This is a genomic window from Paenibacillus ginsengihumi DSM 21568 (genome assembly GCF_000380965.1).
Classification (GTDB): Bacteria; Bacillota; Bacilli; order Paenibacillales; family NBRC-103111; genus Paenibacillus_G; species Paenibacillus_G ginsengihumi.
In genome coordinates this window covers 1-17,513 of the sequence record NZ_KB905578.1, presented here as the reverse complement: position 1 = coordinate 17,513, position 17,513 = coordinate 1, and the positions used below count along the sequence as shown (strand labels likewise).

The window sequence follows — 17,513 nt, the reverse complement described above, 5'->3', positions numbered from 1 at the left end:
GAACGAAAGCCGCCGCCCGCGATCCCGGCAAGCCGTCCGCCGGCCGGACCGGCCCTTCCCGCCGGCCTTCACTGCTCTCCCCTGCGCCACTTTTCGAACAAATCCCGCTGCTCGCCGGTCAGCTTGCTGTCAAGCGTATTGTTTCTGCGGGACGCCGTCTCCTGGATTTTCTTCCGGATATCATGCCGCGACTGACGGACCTTGACGAGCAGCTCTCTGGCCGATATGCGAAAAGCTCCAAGCCCGAATATGACGTGCTGCTCCGTCATATCGGAGGTGGCGACATAGATTTGCTTACGCCTGCCGATATGTTCCCTGACCAGGCGCTCGACCAGCTCGTCCGCCGTCTCCTTCTCCTTCGTAAAAAAAACCGCCAGCTTGCTCTGCATATATTTTTTGCCAATCCCGGGCACATAGTACGCATCGAACACGAGAATGACCTTCATGCCGGAGTACGACTGATATTCGGCCAAAATCTGGATCAGCTGGTCGCGCGCCTCTTCCAGACTGATCTCCTTCAGCTTCTGCAGCTCAGGCCATGCGCCGATGATATTGTAGCCGTCTACGATGAGAATTTCCTGAATCATATTCACCCGCAGGCCCAAGGCCGCCCGACTAGCGGGCGGCCATACGCTGGCGCACGACCTCGTACATGAATACCGATGCGGCCACGGAGGCATTCAGCGAATTGATGCTCCCGAACATCGGCAGCTTCAGCAGAAAATCGCATTTTTCCTTAATCAGGCGCCCGATCCCTTTCGCTTCGTTGCCGATCACGACCGCCAGAGGCACATTCAAATTTTCCTGAAATACCGTCCGCTCGGCCGCCGCATCGGCCCCGGCGATCCAGATGCCGCGGCGCTTCAAATCCTCCATCGTCTGCGCAATGTTGGTCACGCGGGCGACCGGCACGTATTCGACCGCTCCCGCCGACGTTTTGGATACGGTCGCGGTCAAGCCGACGGAGCGCCGCTTCGGGATAATGACGCCGTGCGCCCCGGTGCAGTCGGCCGTGCGCAGAATCGAGCCGAGATTGTGAGGGTCCTCGATCTCGTCCAATATGAGCACGAACGGCTGCTCGCCCCGCACTTTTGCACGCTGCAAAATGTCGTCAACTTCGGCATATTCATAAGCTGCCGCCTGGGCGACGACCCCTTGGTGCTGCACGCCTGCGGCCATCTGGTCGAGCCTGCGCTTGTCCGCCGGCTGAATGATCACGCCGCGACGCTTGGCCTCGGCCACAATGGGCTGAACCGCCTGCTTCTGCGCCTGCTCGGATATCCATATTTTATGAACGGTTCTCCCCGAGCGAAGCGCCTCTAATACCGAATGCTTGCCGACAATAAATTCTTCCATAGTCGTTCCTGCTACCCCTTCCCTTGGTCCTTGTCCTGGCGCTCGCCCAAGATTAGCTCGATCAGCCCGCGAAGCCGTTCCCACCGCTGCATGTAGTACAAATATCCGATCAGGCACTCGAAGGCCGTGCTGTGCCGATACTCGAGCACGTCGGCGCTTTTGGGGACGCTCCCCGATTTGGCGTTGCGCCCCCTTCTCACGATCTCGAGCTCCTCCTCCGACAATTCCGGCATCCACAGCTCCAAGGCGCGCGACTGCGCCTTGGCCGAGACGTACCGGACCGAGGAACGGTGCAGATGATGAGGGCGGTGGTTTGCCTGAGAAACGACGTATTGCCGTACGAACATCTCGAACACCGCGTCGCCGACATAAGCCAGCACGAGCGGATTCAGCAGCTTCGGGTCCCGCGCCGGCGGGTACAAGAGCAGCTCCGGACCGAACGCTGCTGCGGCGGTATCCTTGCCCGCTGCCTGCGGCAGGCTGCCGGGGGGATCGCCATGGCCGCACTCCGTCCCCGCCGGCGCCGCCGCTTGCCCTTCTTGCGGAGGCCCGGACCATTTCGCGCCTCCGGCCTCCTGCTCCGCAGCCAGGAACAAGCGTTCTCCTCCTTGCGCTCCGCTCATTTGCGCCGCCAGCGGATGCCTTGCGGCGTATCTTCGAGCACGATGCCGCGTTCCATCAGCAAATCGCGGATTTCGTCCGCCCTTGCCCAGTTTTTGGCCTTGCGCGCTTCCGTCCGCTCGGCGATGAGCCGGTCGATCTCGTCGCCCGGCAGCTCGTCCTCGGCTTTAGCTAGTATGCCCAGCACGCGATCCATCGCCTCGAACTGCGCGAGGAACGCTTCGATGGAGCCGGCGACGACGCGCGCCCCGGCCAGATAGGCATTGGCCGCCTGCACCAGCTCGAAGATGGCCGTAATGGCGTCCGGCGTATTGAAATCGTCGTCCATCTTCGCCTTGAACTGCTTCCGGACCGATTCGATCGTCTCCCTGACGGAAGCCTCCGCTTCCCCGGGCTCGGCGGAACCGAGCCTGTGCCGCAGATTCGCCAGGCAGTTCTCGATCCGCTGCAAGCTGTTCTTCGCCTGCTCGACGGCATCGTCGCTGAAGTTGAGCGGATTGCGGTAATGCCCCGACAGCATGAAATAGCGGATCGCTTCCGCCGGTATCGATTGCAGCAGCCGGTTCACGTTAATGCCGTTGCCGAGCGACTTGGACATTTTCTCGTTGTTGATATTGACGAAGCCGTTATGCATCCAGTACCGGGCCATCGGATGGCCGGTGAGTCCTTCCGACTGCGCGATCTCGCATTCATGATGAGGAAAGGTCAAATCTTGCCCACCGCCGTGGATGTCGATCGTATCGCCCAAATATTTGCGCACCATCGCCGAGCATTCGATATGCCAGCCCGGCCGTCCCTCGCCCCACGGGCTGGACCAGCTGATCTCCCCGGGCTTGGCCGCCTTCCAGAGCACGAAATCCTGCGGATTCTCCTTGCGTTCGTCCACCTCGATCCGGATGCCGAATTGCAGCTCCTCCAGATTTTGATGCGACAGCTTGCCGTAATCCGGGAATTTCGACGTGCGGTAATAGACGTCGCCTCCGCTTTCGTAAGCGAGCCCTTTATCGACGAGTCCGGCAATGAAAGCGATGATCTCCTCCATATTTTGCGTCACGCGCGGATGCAGCGACGCCTCGCGCACCCCAAGACCGCCGGCGTCCTCATGGTACTGGGCAATGAAACGCTCGGCCACCTCCGGCACCGAGCTTCCCGCTTCGTTCGCTTTCTTGATCAGCTTATCGTCCACATCGGTGAAGTTGACGACGTAGCTGACCTCGTAGCCTTCCGACTCCAGATATCTGCGGACCACATCGAAGAAAATAAGCGGCCGCGCGTTGCCGATATGAATGTAGTCGTATACGGTCGGGCCGCAGACATACATCTTCACTTTGCCCGGCGTCAGAGGCACGAAGCTTTCCTTCGTTCGGCTCATCGTGTTATAAATTTTCAGCGCCATATGTTAAACCCTTTCTCTGCTATCGGAATTTTGCTTGACTTTCTCCAGCTCCGCCTTCAGCTCGTCGATCTGCTGCTGCATCTGACGGAACGTATCGACGATCGGGTCGGGCAGCTTGTCGTGCTCCAGCCGCCCGACGCGGACGCCGTCCCGCTTCACGACGCGGCCGGGAATGCCGACGACCGTGCTGTTCGGCGGCACCTCGCTCAGTACGACCGCATTCGTCCCGATCCGGGAATTATCCCCTATCTTGAACGAACCGGTCACCTTCGCTCCAGCCGATATGACCACATTGTTGCCGATCGTCGGATGCCGCTTCCCCTTCTCCTTGCCGGTGCCGCCGAGCGTTACGCCGTGATACAGCAGCACGTTGTCGCCGATCTCGCACGTTTCGCCGATGACGACGCCCATCCCGTGATCGATGAAAAAGCGGCGGCCGATCACTGCGCCGGGATGGATCTCGATCCCCGTCATGAAGCGGCTGAACTGCGAAATGATGCGCGCCAGTGTATACCACTTTTTCTTGTAGAACCAATGAGCTATCCGATGCGCCCAGAGCGCATGCAGTCCCGAGTAAGTGAACACGACCTCGAACCAGTTGCGGGCCGCCGGGTCATTCTCGAAGACGGTCTCGATATCTTCTTTCATTCGCTTGAACATCCGAAGCCACCACTTTCCTAGCTTAAGCTCCATCACTCCATAAATTAAAAAAGCCTCCGCAGCCTGTCAAGGCTGCAGAGGCGTGCAATAACGCGGTTCCACTCTGCTTGGGGAATCCAGGCGCGAGAGAACAAGCCCGCTCCCCATCTCATGCGTTCTTAACGTGAACGTTCCGGCGCAAGGCTGCCCGCTCTCCGGCCGCCCTATCGCGCGGCAAAGAACGTTCGCCTTCGCGGCTCCCGGGTGCACTTCCGTCTGCATGGGACTGGACGACTTCCAGCCGGACTCGCATCCGGTCGTCCTCTCTGGAAATCCGTTAATGCAGCGTACTCTCCCGTTCTCAGCCTGATTCGAATATCGGCGCGGGCGACCTGCGATGCTTGCCGCTCCCCGCTCGTCGCCTGCGCCCCCGAACGATTGGCGGCCAGCGCCGCCCCATGTTCGGGATTATTGATGCCAATAGTATAGCGGAAATGACGGCGGTTTACAATAACTTCTTCAGCCTCGCCATCACCGTCTCCCGGCCCAGCAGATGCAGCGTCATGTTCAGATCCGGGCCGTGCATTTGTCCGGTCAACGCCACGCGGACGGTCATGAAAAGTTGCTTGCCCTTGTAGCCGGTCTCCTTCTGTACGGCCTTCAGCAAATCTTTCCAGCCTTCGGCGGCAATCTCTCCCGCCTGCTCCACCTGGCGAAGGAAGCTGCTTAGCACGACGGGCGCATGCTCTTCAGCCAGCAGCGCCTTCGCTTCCTCCTCGAAGCTGATTTCCTCGCGGAAGAACAGCTCGGACAGCGGAACGATCTCGGCGACGAAGCGAAGCTGCTCCTGATACAGACGAATCAAATCCTCCGCCCAGCTCCGCTGCTGCGCCGTCAGTTCGGAAGGCAGTCTCCCCGCCTTTTGCAGATGAGGAATCGCCAGCTCCACGATGCGGGCCGGGTCCGCTTTTTTGATATACAGATTGTTCATCCAATTCAGCTTGTCCATGTCGAAGACGGCAGGACTCTTCGATACCCGGTCCAGATCGAACTGCGCTACCAGCTCCTCCAGGCTGAAAATCTCCTCCTCGCCTTTCGGCGCCCAGCCGAGCAGCGCGATGAAGTTGACGACCGCCTCCGGCAAATAGCCGAGCTCCTTGTACTGCTCGACGAATTGGATGATCGATTCGTCGCGCTTGCTCATCTTTTTGCGGTCCTGATTCAAAATCAGGGACAGATGAGCGAATTCCGGCACCTCGACGCCCAGCGCTTCGTATATCATGATTTGCCGCGGCGTATTGGTCAGATGCTCTTCTCCCCGGATCACGAGATTGATCTTCATCAGATGATCGTCCAGGACAACGGCGAAGTTGTACGTAGGAATGCCGTCCGGACGCACGATGATGAAATCTCCGATGCCGCTTGTCTCGAATTCGACCCGCTCCCGAATCCGGTCGTCGAAAGCGATGATCCGGTCTTGCGGCACGCGAAAACGGATGGACGGCCGGCGTCCCTCAGCCCGGTACCGCTCCTCCTGCTCGGCCGTCAAATGACGGCATTTGCCGGAATACATCGGCGTTTCCCCGCGAGCCTCCTGCTCCGCCCGCTCTTGCTCCAGCTCCGCCTCCGTGCAATAACAGCGGTAAGCGTGGCCGCTCTGCAGCAGCTGATCGGTGAACGGACGATACAGCTCGAGCCGCTCCGTCTGCCTGTAAGGGCCGTAAGGTCCTCCGATATCGACGCTTTCGTCCCACTGGATGCCGAGCCAGCGCAATCCGTCCAGCTGGTTGTCGATTCCCGATTCGATGTGGCGCGTCTGGTCGGTATCCTCGAAGCGAATAATAAATTGCCCCCCCATTTTGCGGGCGACCAAATAATCGAACAAGGCGGTTCTTGCCCCGCCGATATGCAGATGCCCCGTCGGACTGGGGGCGTATCTTACGCGAAGGTTGCTCATCGTCATGTCTCCCCGGAAAATATTATGAGTTATGATAGCACATCTTTGACAAGACAAACAACCGCTTGTGCGGCAATGCCTTCGCCTCGGCCGGTGAATCCGAGCTGTTCGGTCGTCGTGGCCTTGACGTTAACCTGCGACGGCTCCGCCTCCAGGGCAGCGGCAATGCGTTCAACCATCGCCGGAATGTACGGCGCCATCTTCGGCTTCTGGGCGATGATCGTCGCATCGGCATTGCCGAGGCGGTACCCCGCTTCCTTGGCAAGCTGCCATACGCGAACGAGCAGCTTGTAGCTGTCCGCGTCTTTGTACTCCTCGTCCGTATCCGGGAAATGCTTGCCGATATCGCCCAGCGCCAGCGCCCCCAGAATCGCGTCGCTGACGGCGTGCAGCAGCACATCCGCATCGGAATGGCCGAGAAGGCCTTTCTCGTACGGGATTTCCACCCCGCCGATGATGCACTTGCGTCCTTCCGTCAATTGATGCACGTCAAACCCTTGTCCTATCCGTATCATCGTTCTCCCCCAATTCCCGCATTCGGCGCCGAGGCTTACCTCACATGCCGATAGATCCATTCCGCCCAAGGCAAATCCTCGGGCGTCGTAATTTTAATATTGTAATAGTCCGCTTCGACGACACGCACCTTCACGCCAAGCCGCTCGACCAGCATCGCATCGTCCGTGCCCGCAAAGCCATCCCTGGCGGCCTGCTCGTGGGCTTCCCGCAGCAAGGAAAGACGAAAAGCCTGCGGGGTCTGAATCGCCCACAAGCTTCGACGGTCCGGTGTCGACTGGATGACGCCATCCGCGTCCACCACCTTGATCGTGTCCTTGACGGGAACCGCCAGCACGGCCGCCTCCGTTTCCCGCGCCGTCTCGTAGCAGCGCCGCACATGCGCCTCGGCCGGAAACGGGCGGACGCCGTCATGAACCATCACCCATTCAACGGCGTCTCCCAGCGCTTCGATTCCGGCACGGACGGAATCCTGGCGTTCTCTTCCGCCAGGGACGATCTGCGCGATCTTCTTCAGCCCGTAGCGGCCGATATAGGATTCGCACCGCGCAATATGCTCCGCCGCTGTCACGACGACGATGCGCTCCACAATATCCACCCGCCCGAGCCGTTCCAATGTATGTACAAGGATCGGCTTGCCGCCCAATGTCAAAAACTGCTTGCTATCCTGAGTCCCCATCCGCGTGCCTTTGCCCGCGGCGACGACGATTACGCCAAGCTTGTCCTTCACGGCCGTCCTCCTGCAACAAGTATGCGCACCCTGACAGGCGACAGGGGCGTCCCTATAATCATACCTTGTTACAGCGCTTTTTCCAATAGCTTCGGCTTGGCGAAAATCATTCGTCCCGCCGAAGTTTGCAGCACGCTCGTGACCAGCACGTCCAGCGTCGTGCCGATAAAGTCCCGGCCGCCTTCGACCACGATCATCGTGCCGTCGTCCAGATAAGCGACCCCTTGGCCGTGCTCCTTGCCGTCCTTGATGACCTGAACGACAATTTCTTCTCCGGGAAGCACGACCGGCTTCACGGCATTGGCCAAATCGTTGATGTTCAGCACGGATACACCCTGCAGCTCGCACACTTTGTTCAAGTTGAAATCGTTCGTGATGACTTTGCCGCCGAGCACCTTGGCCAGCTTCACCAGCTTGCTGTCTACTTCGGAGATTTCGTCGAAATCCCCTTCGTAGATTAGCACCTTCACATCCAGTTCTTTCTGGATCTTGTTCAGGATGTCCAATCCGCGGCGGCCGCGGTTGCGCTTAAGCAAATCCGACGAATCGGCGATATGCTGCAGCTCCTCCAGCACGAATTCGGGGATGACGAGCGTTCCTTCAATGAAGCCTGTCTTGCAAATATCGGCGATCCGCCCGTCGATGATCACGCTGGTATCCAAAATTTTGTGCTCTTCGAAGCCTTTGACTTCCTTCTCCGCCTTGCCTGCGCGGGCGCCAAGCGCTGCCGGCAGTTCCTCCCGCTTCGTCCTCCCGAGCCGGTAGCCCGCGTAAGCGAACAGCGCGACCAACAACACATGCAGCAGCGGAGGGGATAACCCGGCCCGTTCGAACGGGTTCAGCAGCAACGTCGCCAAGAGCAGTCCGACGGCCATCCCCAGCGTGCCGGACAATAGGTCGGTGACGGGCACGCGCGCCACCCTCTCTTCTCCTTCGCGAATGAGGCGAAGCCCCGCGTCGATAGCCCATGCACTGCATGCATAGACGAATAATGCACCGAGTCCAAACATCCAATAAGCCAGCCATTCCGTTTCCTGAATTCCCAGTACAGGAGCTATGACTTCGATTAACGGCTTCCCGATTCGATCGCTCCATTCCGCCGCGAGCAATCCGCCGATCACGGCCAATAGAACTTGAAACCACTTTTTCATCATAGATTTCACCTCCAGCCTCTCCTGTTTCCTTCACTCACCTTACCATTATGAACCAAAAGCTCGCTTTCTAATCCACTTCAAGCGGCGGATGCACAAAAAAAAGCATTATTTTCCACATCCTTGCGGCAGGAAAATAAATGCTTTTCATTCTTCCTCGTTTTGATTATTCGATTAATCGCTGGTCCAGGCAAGCCGTCACAACGGCGTGCTGTTGGATTCCATCTCTTCCAGCGACTGCTCCTTGCGTCTTCTCCTTCTGCGGGAAAGACGGTCAACGTTTTTTTTTAGTCCGTACAGCGCATAGAGCACCAGGGGAATGAAAATCATCTTGGACAGCGTGCCCGGGAAAATGACGGCCAGCACAACCGCCGCGATGACGACGAATGGCGTGACCCAGATCGCCGCCTTCGGAATGCCGACCCGCTTGAAATTCGGGTATTTGACCGTGCTGATCATCAAATAAGACAAGAGCAGCGTGGCAAACACCAGAACGTATGGATTCAGTTCCCTATGGAACAACGCTAGCGTGCAGAGCATGCCGCCGGCCGCCGGAATCGGCAGGCCGATGAAATAACCCGGCACCCCGGCTACGACATTGAAGCGGGCCAGACGAAGCGCTCCGCAGATCGGGAAGATGGCGGTCACGATCCAGGCTGCCGCCGCATTCAGCTCGGTGAAAGCCGTGACATACATGATGAACGCTGGCGCCACGCCAAAGGAAATGACATCCGACAAGGAATCCAGCTCTTTGCCGAACTCGCTCTGCGCGTTGAGCGCCCGGGCCACCCGTCCGTCCAGGCCGTCGAGCAGCATCGCTACGATGACCATAATAGCCGCCAGTTCTTGATTATTGTTAAACACGAGAATAATTGAGATGATACCGAGGAACAGATTGCCTATCGTAAATATATTCGGAAGGGATTTGGTTATCATTTAAGAATCCACCTCTGGTTATACTGTACCCTAAATCCGATTACTTATTTAGGCTACCCTCTGATTGTATGCAAGTTAGATATGTCTGTCAATGAGCACCTGATCTTGGATTCGCTTCAAACCTTCCTTGATCGTGCGAGCTCGCACTTCCCCGATGCCGTCCACGTCGTCGAGCTCTTCGATCGTCGCCATCATCAGATGCGGCAAGTCTTGAAAGCGCTCCACAAGATTTTGAATAATGACGGAAGGCAGCCGCGGGATCTTGTGCAGCACCCGATAACCGCGCGGGGCAATCGTTTCCTCGGTGCTTCCAGAGGCGTTCGGGTATCCGAGCAGCCGGGCAATGTGAGGGTGGTCGAGCATATCGTCAGATGCCAGCCGCTTGAGCGCTCCCATCAGCTCCCTGATCTTCTCCTCGTTCAGCTCGCGCATGTAGTCCTTGATCAGCAGCAGCGCTTCCTGCTCCGTGTTGCCGACAAGCTCCTCCAGCTGCATGCTGATCAGGCGCCCTTCGTTGCCGAGCTCGTTAATGTACCGTTTGATTTCCGCCTTGACCCGCAGCACCATCTCGATGCGCATCATCACGCCGGTGACGTCATGAAGCGTTACCAGCTCCTCGAATTCGGAAGCTCCCAGATTGGTGAGCGCTTGATCCAGCACCGACTTGTACTTCTCCAGCGTCTGAATCGCCTGGTTCGCTTTCGTCAGAATAACGCCGATATCTTTCAGCGCATACCGCAAATTGCCTTGATACAGGGTGATGACGTTGCGCCGCTGGGAAATGGATACGACCAGCTTCCCCGTCTGCTTGGCCACGCGCTCCGCCGTCCGGTGACGGATGCCTGTCTCGGTTGAAGGGATCGTCGAATCGGGCACGAGCTGCGTATTGGCATATAGAATGCTGCGCAGATCCTCGCTCAAGATGATGGCGCCGTCCATTTTGGCCAATTCATATAAATAATTCGGAGTAAACTCGCAGTTGATCGAGAATCCTCCGTCCACAATCTCCATGACCTCGGGACTATAGCCTACGACAATCAGCCCGCCGGTCTTGGCCCGCAACACATTCTCCAGCCCTTCGCGGAAAGGGGTTCCGGGAGCGACCAGCTGAAGCAGCTGGCTTAGCGTAACCTCCCGTTTGGCTTCATCCTTGCTCATGCTGTGCCTCCAGTCGGATGTTTGCAGACCAAGCGTTCCTCAGGAGACGGCCTGATCGCTATCGTTCGGCCGCTCTGTATGCACCTTGTCTGAAAACCTTGTGTTGTTGATACGTACTATCCTAATGCGGCAGTCAGCGCCTCGGCGACCGTGTTCACGCCGATCAGCTCGATGCCCTGGGGAGGATTCCAGCCCTTCATGCTCTTGGCAGGAAGGATGACCCTTTGGAAGCCAAGCTTCTCCGCCTCCCGCACGCGCTGGTCGGCGCGCGAGACGCCGCGAACCTCGCCGGTCAGCCCGACCTCCCCGAAGACGACATCGAAAGGTCTGGTCGGATGCTCTCGGAAGCTGGAGGCGATGCTGACTGCCACCGCCAGGTCGACAGCAGGCTCATCAAGCTTGACGCCGCCCGCCACATTCAAGTAAGCGTCTTGATTTTGCAGGAACATGCCCATTCGTTTCTCCAGCACCGCGATGATCAGCGACAAGCGGTTGTGGTCGAAGCCTGTCGCCATGCGGCGGGGAGACGGAAAATTCGTCTGGGAGACGAGCGCCTGCAGCTCGACCAGCACGGGCCGGGTTCCTTCCATGCTGGCCACGACCGTCGATCCGGCCACGCCGAGCGGCCTTTCGGACAAGAACAGCTCGGACGGATTGGTGACCTCTGTCAAACCGCTTTCGCGCATCTCGAAAATGCCGATTTCGTTGGTCGAGCCGAACCGGTTCTTCACCGCTCTCAGCAGCCGGTACGAATGATGCCGTTCTCCTTCGAAATACAGCACGCAATCGACCATATGCTCAAGCAGCCGCGGTCCGGCAATCGCTCCTTCTTTAGTAACATGGCCAACTAGGACCGTTGCAATTCCCTTTATTTTGGCTAAGCGCATAAAATGCCCCGTGCACTCGCGCACCTGCGATACGCTGCCCGGCGCGGAAGCAACGGCTGAATGATATACGGTCTGAATCGAGTCGATGACCAAAAAGTCGGGCTCGATCTCATCAATCGCCGCTTCGATATGCTCCAGGTTCGTCTCGCACAGCACGAACAGGAGCGGCGATACCGCCTGGAGCCGGTCGGCGCGCAGCTTCGTCTGGCGAACCGATTCCTCTCCGGAAATATACAGCACCTTGAGGCCGCGCTTGGTCAGCTCGTGAGACGTTTGCAGCAGCAGCGTCGATTTGCCGATTCCCGGATCGCCGCCGACAAGAATGAGCGAACCCGGCACGATGCCGCCGCCCAGCACCCGGTTCAGTTCCCTGATACTGGTCTCAATTCGCTCTTCTTCTCCGCCTTTTATATGTATGATGGAAACCGCTTTTTCTTTCGTCCTCACAAGAGAAGAATGGTATCCATTAGACTTGCCGCCCGTATCCAATTCTTCCACGAACGTATTCCAAGCCTGGCAGCCCGGACACTTCCCCAACCATTTGGGAGCCTCGTATCCGCACTCCTGGCAAAAAAACTTCGTTTTCGTCCTGGCCATGCGTCTTTCTCCTGACTTGTCATAGACATCTATACTAAAGTTTACCATGTCCCCTTCGTCTTGAAAACCTCTTTGTGCGGCGATTTCCGCCTTCCCCTTGCTTGGCACGGCAAAGACGGCAAAAAGGAGGCCTCATCGGCCTCCTTCTTATATTTCAACTGATTTATTCAACTGACCCTGCCGGCACTTCCTCCGTTCGTTTGACGGTCAGCTCGCCATCCTGCTCGTCGATGATCAGATGGTCTCCCTTGGAAATGTTGCCGCGCAGCAGCTCTTCGGACAAGCGGTCCTCGATATGCTTCTGGATCGCCCGGCGCAGCGGTCTGGCCCCGAAGGTCGGATCGAAGCCCTCTTTCGCCAGGAAGGCCTTCGCTTTGTCCGTCAGGATGAAATCGACGTTTTGGTCCTTCAGCCGCTTGCGCAGCTCGTCGGCCATCAGCGCGACGATCTCGGCGATGTGCTTCTCCTCCAGCGAGTGGAAGACGATGATTTCATCGATCCGGTTCAGGAACTCCGGACGGAAGCTCTTCTTGAGCTCGCCCATCACTTTATCCTTCATGTTGTTGTAGTCGCGCTCGGAATCATTCGAAGCGGTGAAGCCCAGCGTCGAATTTTTCTTGATCGTATCCGCGCCGACGTTCGACGTCATAATGATCAGCGTGTTGCGGAAGTCGACGGTGCGGCCTTTGGAATCGGTCAGCCGGCCGTCCTCCAGCACTTGAAGCAAAATGTTGAACACTTCCGGATGCGCCTTCTCGATCTCGTCCAGCAGCACGACGGAGTATGGCTTGCGGCGAACCTTCTCGGTGAGCTGGCCGCCTTCTTCGTATCCGACGTATCCGGGAGGCGCCCCGACAAGCCGCGAAGTCGAATGCTTCTCCATATATTCCGACATGTCGATGCGGACGACGGAGTTTTCGTCTCCAAACATCGCCTCGGCCAGCGCGCGGGCCAATTCCGTCTTACCGACGCCCGTCGGACCAAGGAAGATGAACGAGCCCATCGGGCGCTTCGGATCTTTCAGGCCGGCTCTCGCCCGACGAATCGCCCGGCTGACCGCCTTGACGGCTTCTTCCTGGCCGATGACGCGGTCATGCAAAATTTCTTCCATCTTCAGCAAGCGGTCGGTCTCTTCCTCGACCAGCTTCACCACCGGAATGCCGGTCCAGCTCGTCACGATTTGTGCGATATCGTCCGGCGTCACCTCGGAATCGGTGCGCCCCTGCTTTTCCTTCCATTCGTTGCGCGTCGATTCCAATTCTTCGCGAATCTTCTGCTCGGTGTCGCGCAGCGATGCCGCCTTCTCGAATTCCTGGCTTTGGACGGCCGCATCCTTCTCTTTGCGGATATCCTCCAGCCGGCTTTCGAGCTTCTTCAGATCCGGCGGCACCGTATACGAGCGAAGCCTTACCTTGGAGCTGGCCTCGTCGATCAGGTCGATCGCCTTATCCGGCAGGAACCGGTCGGTAATGTAGCGGTCCGACAGCCGCACCGCCTGCTCGATCGCTTCGTCTGTAATTTTGACGCGGTGATGCGCCTCGTAGCGGTCGCGCAGCCCCATCAAAATTTGGATCGCCTCTTCCGGCGTCGGCTGATCGACCGTAATCGGCTGGAAGCGGCGTTCCAGCGCAGCGTCTTTTTCGATATATTTGCGGTACTCGTCAAGCGTCGTCGCCCCGATGCACTGCAGCTCGCCGCGAGCCAAGGCCGGCTTCAAAATGTTGGAGGCGTCGATTGCCCCTTCCGCGCCGCCGGCGCCGATCAGCGTATGCAGCTCGTCGATGAACAGAATGATATTGCCGGCTTGACGAATTTCATCCATAATTTTTTTCAGGCGGTCTTCAAATTCGCCGCGATACTTCGTGCCCGCCACGACCGAGCCCATATCGAGCGTCATGACGCGCTTGTCGCGAAGCGTCTCGGGAATTTCGTTGGCGATAATTTTTTGCGCCAGTCCTTCGGCGATCGCCGTCTTGCCGACGCCAGGCTCGCCGATGAGCACCGGGTTGTTTTTGGTGCGGCGGCTGAGCACTTGAATGACACGCTCGATCTCTTTGCTGCGCCCGATCACCGGATCGAGGTTGCCCTCTTTGGCGATGGCCGTCAAATCGCGGGCCAGGCTGTCCAGTGTCGGCGTGCTGACATTGGCGGTGTTACCATGATTGCTGGACACCACCTCGCTGCTGCCAAGCAGCTGCAGCACTTGCTGCCGCGCCTTATTCAGGCTTACGCCCAGGTTGTTCAGGACGCGGGCCGCAACCCCTTCGCCTTCGCGAATCAATCCGAGCAAAATATGCTCTGTGCCTACATAAGTATGTCCAAGCTTGCGCGCCTCGTCCATAGACAGCTCAATGACCTTTTTTGCGCGCGGCGTATATGCGATATTCGTTGGCTGCTCTTGTCCGCGGCCGATCAGCGATTCGACCTCGTCCTGAATTTTCTCCAGGCCCAGTCCCAGCGCAATCAGCGCTTTGGCGGCAATTCCTTCGCCTTCGCGAATCAATCCGAGCAAAATATGCTCTGTGCCGATATTGTTATGTCCCAGCCTTACGGCTTCCTCTTGAGCGAGTGACAGCACTTTTTGCGCGCGTTCCGTAAATCTGCCAAACATCATGAGTAACACCTCCAAAGTGGATTAATGTTCGTTGCCGGTAGGACGAGACAGCTTTTCTCGAATGAGCTGCGCTCTCCTTATGTCTCTTTCTTCGGGCGTCAGCTTATCTCCTGCCGACTGCTGCAAAAATCCGGGCTGCGTCATCACCAGCAGCTCGTTAAGCGTCCGGGTGCTCACATTGCGAATAAAGCCCAGATCGATGCCCAAGCGCACGTCGGACAGACGCTGGGCCGCTTCCTTGGAATCCATGATTCCCGCGTAGGAAAGCGTGCCGTATGAGCGGCTGACCCGGTCGAAAATTTTGACCTTGGTCTCTTGAATGAGCCGCTGCCGCGCCGCCCTTTCGTGCCCGATAATTTGCCGGACGACGCTGTACAGATTGTCGATAATCTCATCCTCGGACTGCCCAAGCGTGATTTGGTTGGAAATTTGAAACAGATTGCCCAGCGCCTCGCTGCCTTCTCCGTAAATTCCTCTGACCGTCAGGCCCACTTGCGTGATAGCCGACAAAATGCGGTTAATTTGCTGCGTCAATACGAGCGCCGGCAGATGCAGCATCACCGAGGCTCGAATGCCTGTGCCCACATTCGTCGGGCAGCTGGTCAAATACCCTCTCTTTTCGTCAAAGGCATAATCAAGCTGCGTTTCAAAAATGTCGTCGATCCGGCTGGCCAAATCCCACGCTTCTTTAATTTGAAAGCCAGGGCACAAGCATTGTATTCGCAAATGGTCTTCTTCATTCACCATAATGCCAATCGACTCATTATCGCTGAGGATAATAGCCCCGTTGCGCGATTCGTTGGCCAGCGCCGGACTGATCAGATGCTTCTCGACAAGCACTTTCTTCTCCAGCTCGCTCAGCTCGCTCAGCGGCAGCAGCGTAAACCGGCTGATTTCCGACAAATCCTCATTCGATAACAGGTTCGCAACTTTGGCAAGCACTTCCTTCGACTGTTGATTGGTCGCCAGCATCGGAAACGGATATGATTGCAAATTGCGGGCAATGCGGATTCTGCTGCTAATGACGATATCGGATTCGGGACCTTCGCCCTTCATCCAGTCGCTTAACGCATTTCTTGTAAAACGATCCGTTTCTGCCATATGCCTACTCCTCCCTCGCGAACATCCGGGTTTGCCTAACGCCTTCGCTTTTCCAGGCTATCCTTCGGAAACTTTCCTCTCTATCTCCCTGATGCGGTCTCTGAGCAGCGCGGCTTGTTCAAACTCTTCATTTTCGATGCGCCGCTGAAGCTCTTTCTTCAAATCATCCAGCTCCCGCTTGAATTTGATCATCCCGCCGGAGCGCTTCGGCACCTTCCCGACATGTACGGTATTGCCGTGCACTCTTTTGAACAAAGGGTCCAGCCTTTCCCCGAAATACTGGTAACAATGGCTGCAGCCAAACCGCCCTACTTTGCTGAACTGCGTATACGTTAATCCGCAATGCTCGCAGCGCGTCGGCTGTACTTTGTTGGCAACGGAGCTATGCGCGGCCGGATCGAAATCAAGCAGTCCCGAGAGCAGGTTGTGAATGGAAAAGCCGTTGGGTGTTCCCGGTATCAGTTCTCCCTTCTCTCTGGCGCAGCTTTCGCAAATGTGGAACTCCGTTTTCTCTCCATTGAGAATCTTGGTAAAATGAAGCGTTGCCTGCTTCTTGCCGCATTCTTGACAGAGCATTCGTGTCCCTCCTTATGGCCCTTTGGGAATGAGCCCTTTGTTGACGCTGTGAGCCATGACCCGCGGTTTACGCGGTTTATTTGGTAAGCAATGAGACCAGCATCGCCTTGAGCAGGCCGGCTCTGACCTCGTCGCGGAGCGGCAATTTGAGCTTCAGCACGTCGCGGGATACCGCGGCTTTCATCAGGGCTGCTTCCCTGGCGCTCAAATATCCTCTTTCCTTGAGCGAATAAATCAAGCCTTCGGAAGTGTTCTGATCGATATTATTGCCAATCGTCTGAAAGATGTGATCCAATACCGCTTTGTGAGAATTCAGCTCAATCTTTTGAATGCGGATATATCCGCCGCCGCCTCGTTTGCTCTCTACAACGTATCCCTTCTCCAGCGTAAACCTAGTGCTGATCACGTAATTGATCTGGGAAGGCACACAGTTGAATTGATCGGCCAACTCATTGCGCTGAATTTCAATGATACCATCGGGACTATGCTGCAAAATCTGCTTCAGATACTGCTCGATGATTTCTGAAACATTGCGCATCAAGGACCCTCCAATTGCTTAAACGAATTGATGACCGATGAAATGGATTCTTGTTCGAAGGCTCTTTACATTCCGCGTATGGCAATGCCAAGTGCTGTATCCATCCATCATTCTCGCTATAAGGCGAAATAACCAGTATGATCGTCAAAAGACGAAACTATCCGATTATCGTCAAATGGCGCAACTACCCGTATTATCGTCAAATGACGAAACAATCAGTCAAATTGACTTTGACTTTCTTTGACTTTAAGTTCATTATAGCAAATTTGCTTAGAAATGCAAGTGGGTCGCAAAACGTTTGTTTAAGCTGTCCATATTATGCGTCGAAGCCGCTGGATTCATGTAATGGCGAGGAACTTTCAAGCGCCCTGTCTTGAAAAATTCGCCGAAGATGAAGACCGATGACGAAAGCGCTCGTCATCGGTTAGCCGCCGAACCTCGCCTGACCGTGCAAACTTCTCTTTAGCCGCTGAAACTCCCCTGACCATGCAAACTTCATATTAGGGCTGACCTTCCCGGGCACAACCGAGCATTGGGCGACGAATGTTGCAAAAAATGCAACATTTCCCTCATCCTACGTACAGGAGGCAGAGAAATATTGCACTTTGTGCAACAATTTGGGCGCGTTTGGCTGCAAACCCGGGAACATCGCCCGAAATGTTGCACTTTCTACAACATTAGGCCGCTAGAGCGGTATATTTCCCCGTTTTTGTTGTACAAAATACAACATTTGCTGATTCACT

The 17,513-nt window shown here is 56.7% G+C and carries 16 protein-coding genes; all 16 read right to left on the bottom strand.

Going from position 1 to position 17,513, the window contains the following annotated elements:
• Positions 1 to 68 precede the first annotated feature (68 nt).
• Positions 69 to 587: an NYN domain-containing protein gene (locus tag F591_RS0115695; protein WP_019535573.1), complete on the bottom strand. Its 519-nt coding sequence runs from the start codon at positions 585 to 587 to the stop codon at positions 69 to 71.
• A 28-nt stretch (positions 588 to 615) separates the two neighbouring features.
• Positions 616 to 1,356, bottom strand: a complete 741-nt coding sequence (gene rlmB / locus F591_RS0115690; RefSeq protein ID WP_019535572.1) for a 23S rRNA (guanosine(2251)-2'-O)-methyltransferase RlmB — start codon at positions 1,354 to 1,356, stop codon at positions 616 to 618.
• An 11-nt stretch (positions 1,357 to 1,367) separates the two neighbouring features.
• Complete coding sequence (locus F591_RS0115685) at positions 1,368 to 1,952, bottom strand: ribonuclease III domain-containing protein (RefSeq protein WP_019535571.1); 585 nt, start codon at positions 1,950 to 1,952, stop codon at positions 1,368 to 1,370.
• 23 nt (positions 1,953 to 1,975) lie between these two features.
• Positions 1,976 to 3,373: a cysteine--tRNA ligase gene (gene cysS, locus F591_RS0115680; protein WP_019535570.1), complete on the bottom strand. Its 1,398-nt coding sequence runs from the start codon at positions 3,371 to 3,373 to the stop codon at positions 1,976 to 1,978.
• A gap of 3 nt (positions 3,374 to 3,376) precedes the next feature.
• Positions 3,377 to 4,033: a serine O-acetyltransferase gene (gene cysE / locus F591_RS0115675; protein ID WP_019535569.1), complete on the bottom strand. Its 657-nt coding sequence runs from the start codon at positions 4,031 to 4,033 to the stop codon at positions 3,377 to 3,379.
• A gap of 484 nt (positions 4,034 to 4,517) precedes the next feature.
• Complete coding sequence (gltX, locus tag F591_RS0115670) at positions 4,518 to 5,969, bottom strand: glutamate--tRNA ligase (protein WP_019535568.1); 1,452 nt, start codon at positions 5,967 to 5,969, stop codon at positions 4,518 to 4,520.
• Between the two features lie 29 nt (positions 5,970 to 5,998).
• The gene (gene ispF / locus F591_RS0115665) at positions 5,999 to 6,484 is read right to left on the bottom strand and encodes a 2-C-methyl-D-erythritol 2,4-cyclodiphosphate synthase (protein ID WP_026326655.1); all 486 of its coding nucleotides are present in this window, start codon (positions 6,482 to 6,484) and stop codon (positions 5,999 to 6,001) included.
• Positions 6,485 to 6,519: 35 nt separating this feature from the next.
• On the bottom strand, positions 6,520 to 7,212 hold the full coding sequence (gene ispD / locus F591_RS0115660) for a 2-C-methyl-D-erythritol 4-phosphate cytidylyltransferase (RefSeq protein ID WP_019535566.1): 693 nt from the start codon (positions 7,210 to 7,212) through the stop codon (positions 6,520 to 6,522).
• A gap of 68 nt (positions 7,213 to 7,280) precedes the next feature.
• Positions 7,281 to 8,366, bottom strand: coding sequence for a PIN/TRAM domain-containing protein (locus F591_RS0115655; RefSeq protein WP_026326654.1), 1,086 nt, complete (start codon positions 8,364 to 8,366; stop codon positions 7,281 to 7,283).
• A gap of 195 nt (positions 8,367 to 8,561) precedes the next feature.
• On the bottom strand, positions 8,562 to 9,299 hold the full coding sequence (gene pssA, locus F591_RS0115650) for a CDP-diacylglycerol--serine O-phosphatidyltransferase (RefSeq protein WP_019535564.1): 738 nt from the start codon (positions 9,297 to 9,299) through the stop codon (positions 8,562 to 8,564).
• A gap of 75 nt (positions 9,300 to 9,374) precedes the next feature.
• Positions 9,375 to 10,457: a DNA integrity scanning diadenylate cyclase DisA gene (gene disA / locus F591_RS0115645; protein WP_019535563.1), complete on the bottom strand. Its 1,083-nt coding sequence runs from the start codon at positions 10,455 to 10,457 to the stop codon at positions 9,375 to 9,377.
• A 116-nt stretch (positions 10,458 to 10,573) separates the two neighbouring features.
• A complete protein-coding gene (gene radA / locus F591_RS0115640; protein WP_019535562.1) occupies positions 10,574 to 11,941 on the bottom strand; it encodes a DNA repair protein RadA in 1,368 nt (455 codons plus the stop codon).
• Positions 11,942 to 12,104: 163 nt separating this feature from the next.
• On the bottom strand, positions 12,105 to 14,555 hold the full coding sequence (gene clpC, locus F591_RS0115635; protein WP_019535561.1) for an ATP-dependent protease ATP-binding subunit ClpC: 2,451 nt from the start codon (positions 14,553 to 14,555) through the stop codon (positions 12,105 to 12,107).
• 21 nt (positions 14,556 to 14,576) lie between these two features.
• Positions 14,577 to 15,656, bottom strand: coding sequence for a protein-arginine kinase McsB (gene mcsB / locus F591_RS0115630; protein ID WP_019535560.1), 1,080 nt, complete (start codon positions 15,654 to 15,656; stop codon positions 14,577 to 14,579).
• Positions 15,657 to 15,713: 57 nt separating this feature from the next.
• Positions 15,714 to 16,232, bottom strand: a complete 519-nt coding sequence (gene mcsA / locus F591_RS0115625; RefSeq protein ID WP_019535559.1) for a protein-arginine kinase activator protein McsA — start codon at positions 16,230 to 16,232, stop codon at positions 15,714 to 15,716.
• A gap of 76 nt (positions 16,233 to 16,308) precedes the next feature.
• Positions 16,309 to 16,770 (bottom strand): CtsR family transcriptional regulator, encoded by a 462-nt coding sequence (locus tag F591_RS0115620; RefSeq protein ID WP_019535558.1) that lies wholly within the window; start codon positions 16,768 to 16,770, stop codon positions 16,309 to 16,311.
• Between the last annotated feature and the right edge of the window lie 743 nt (positions 16,771 to 17,513).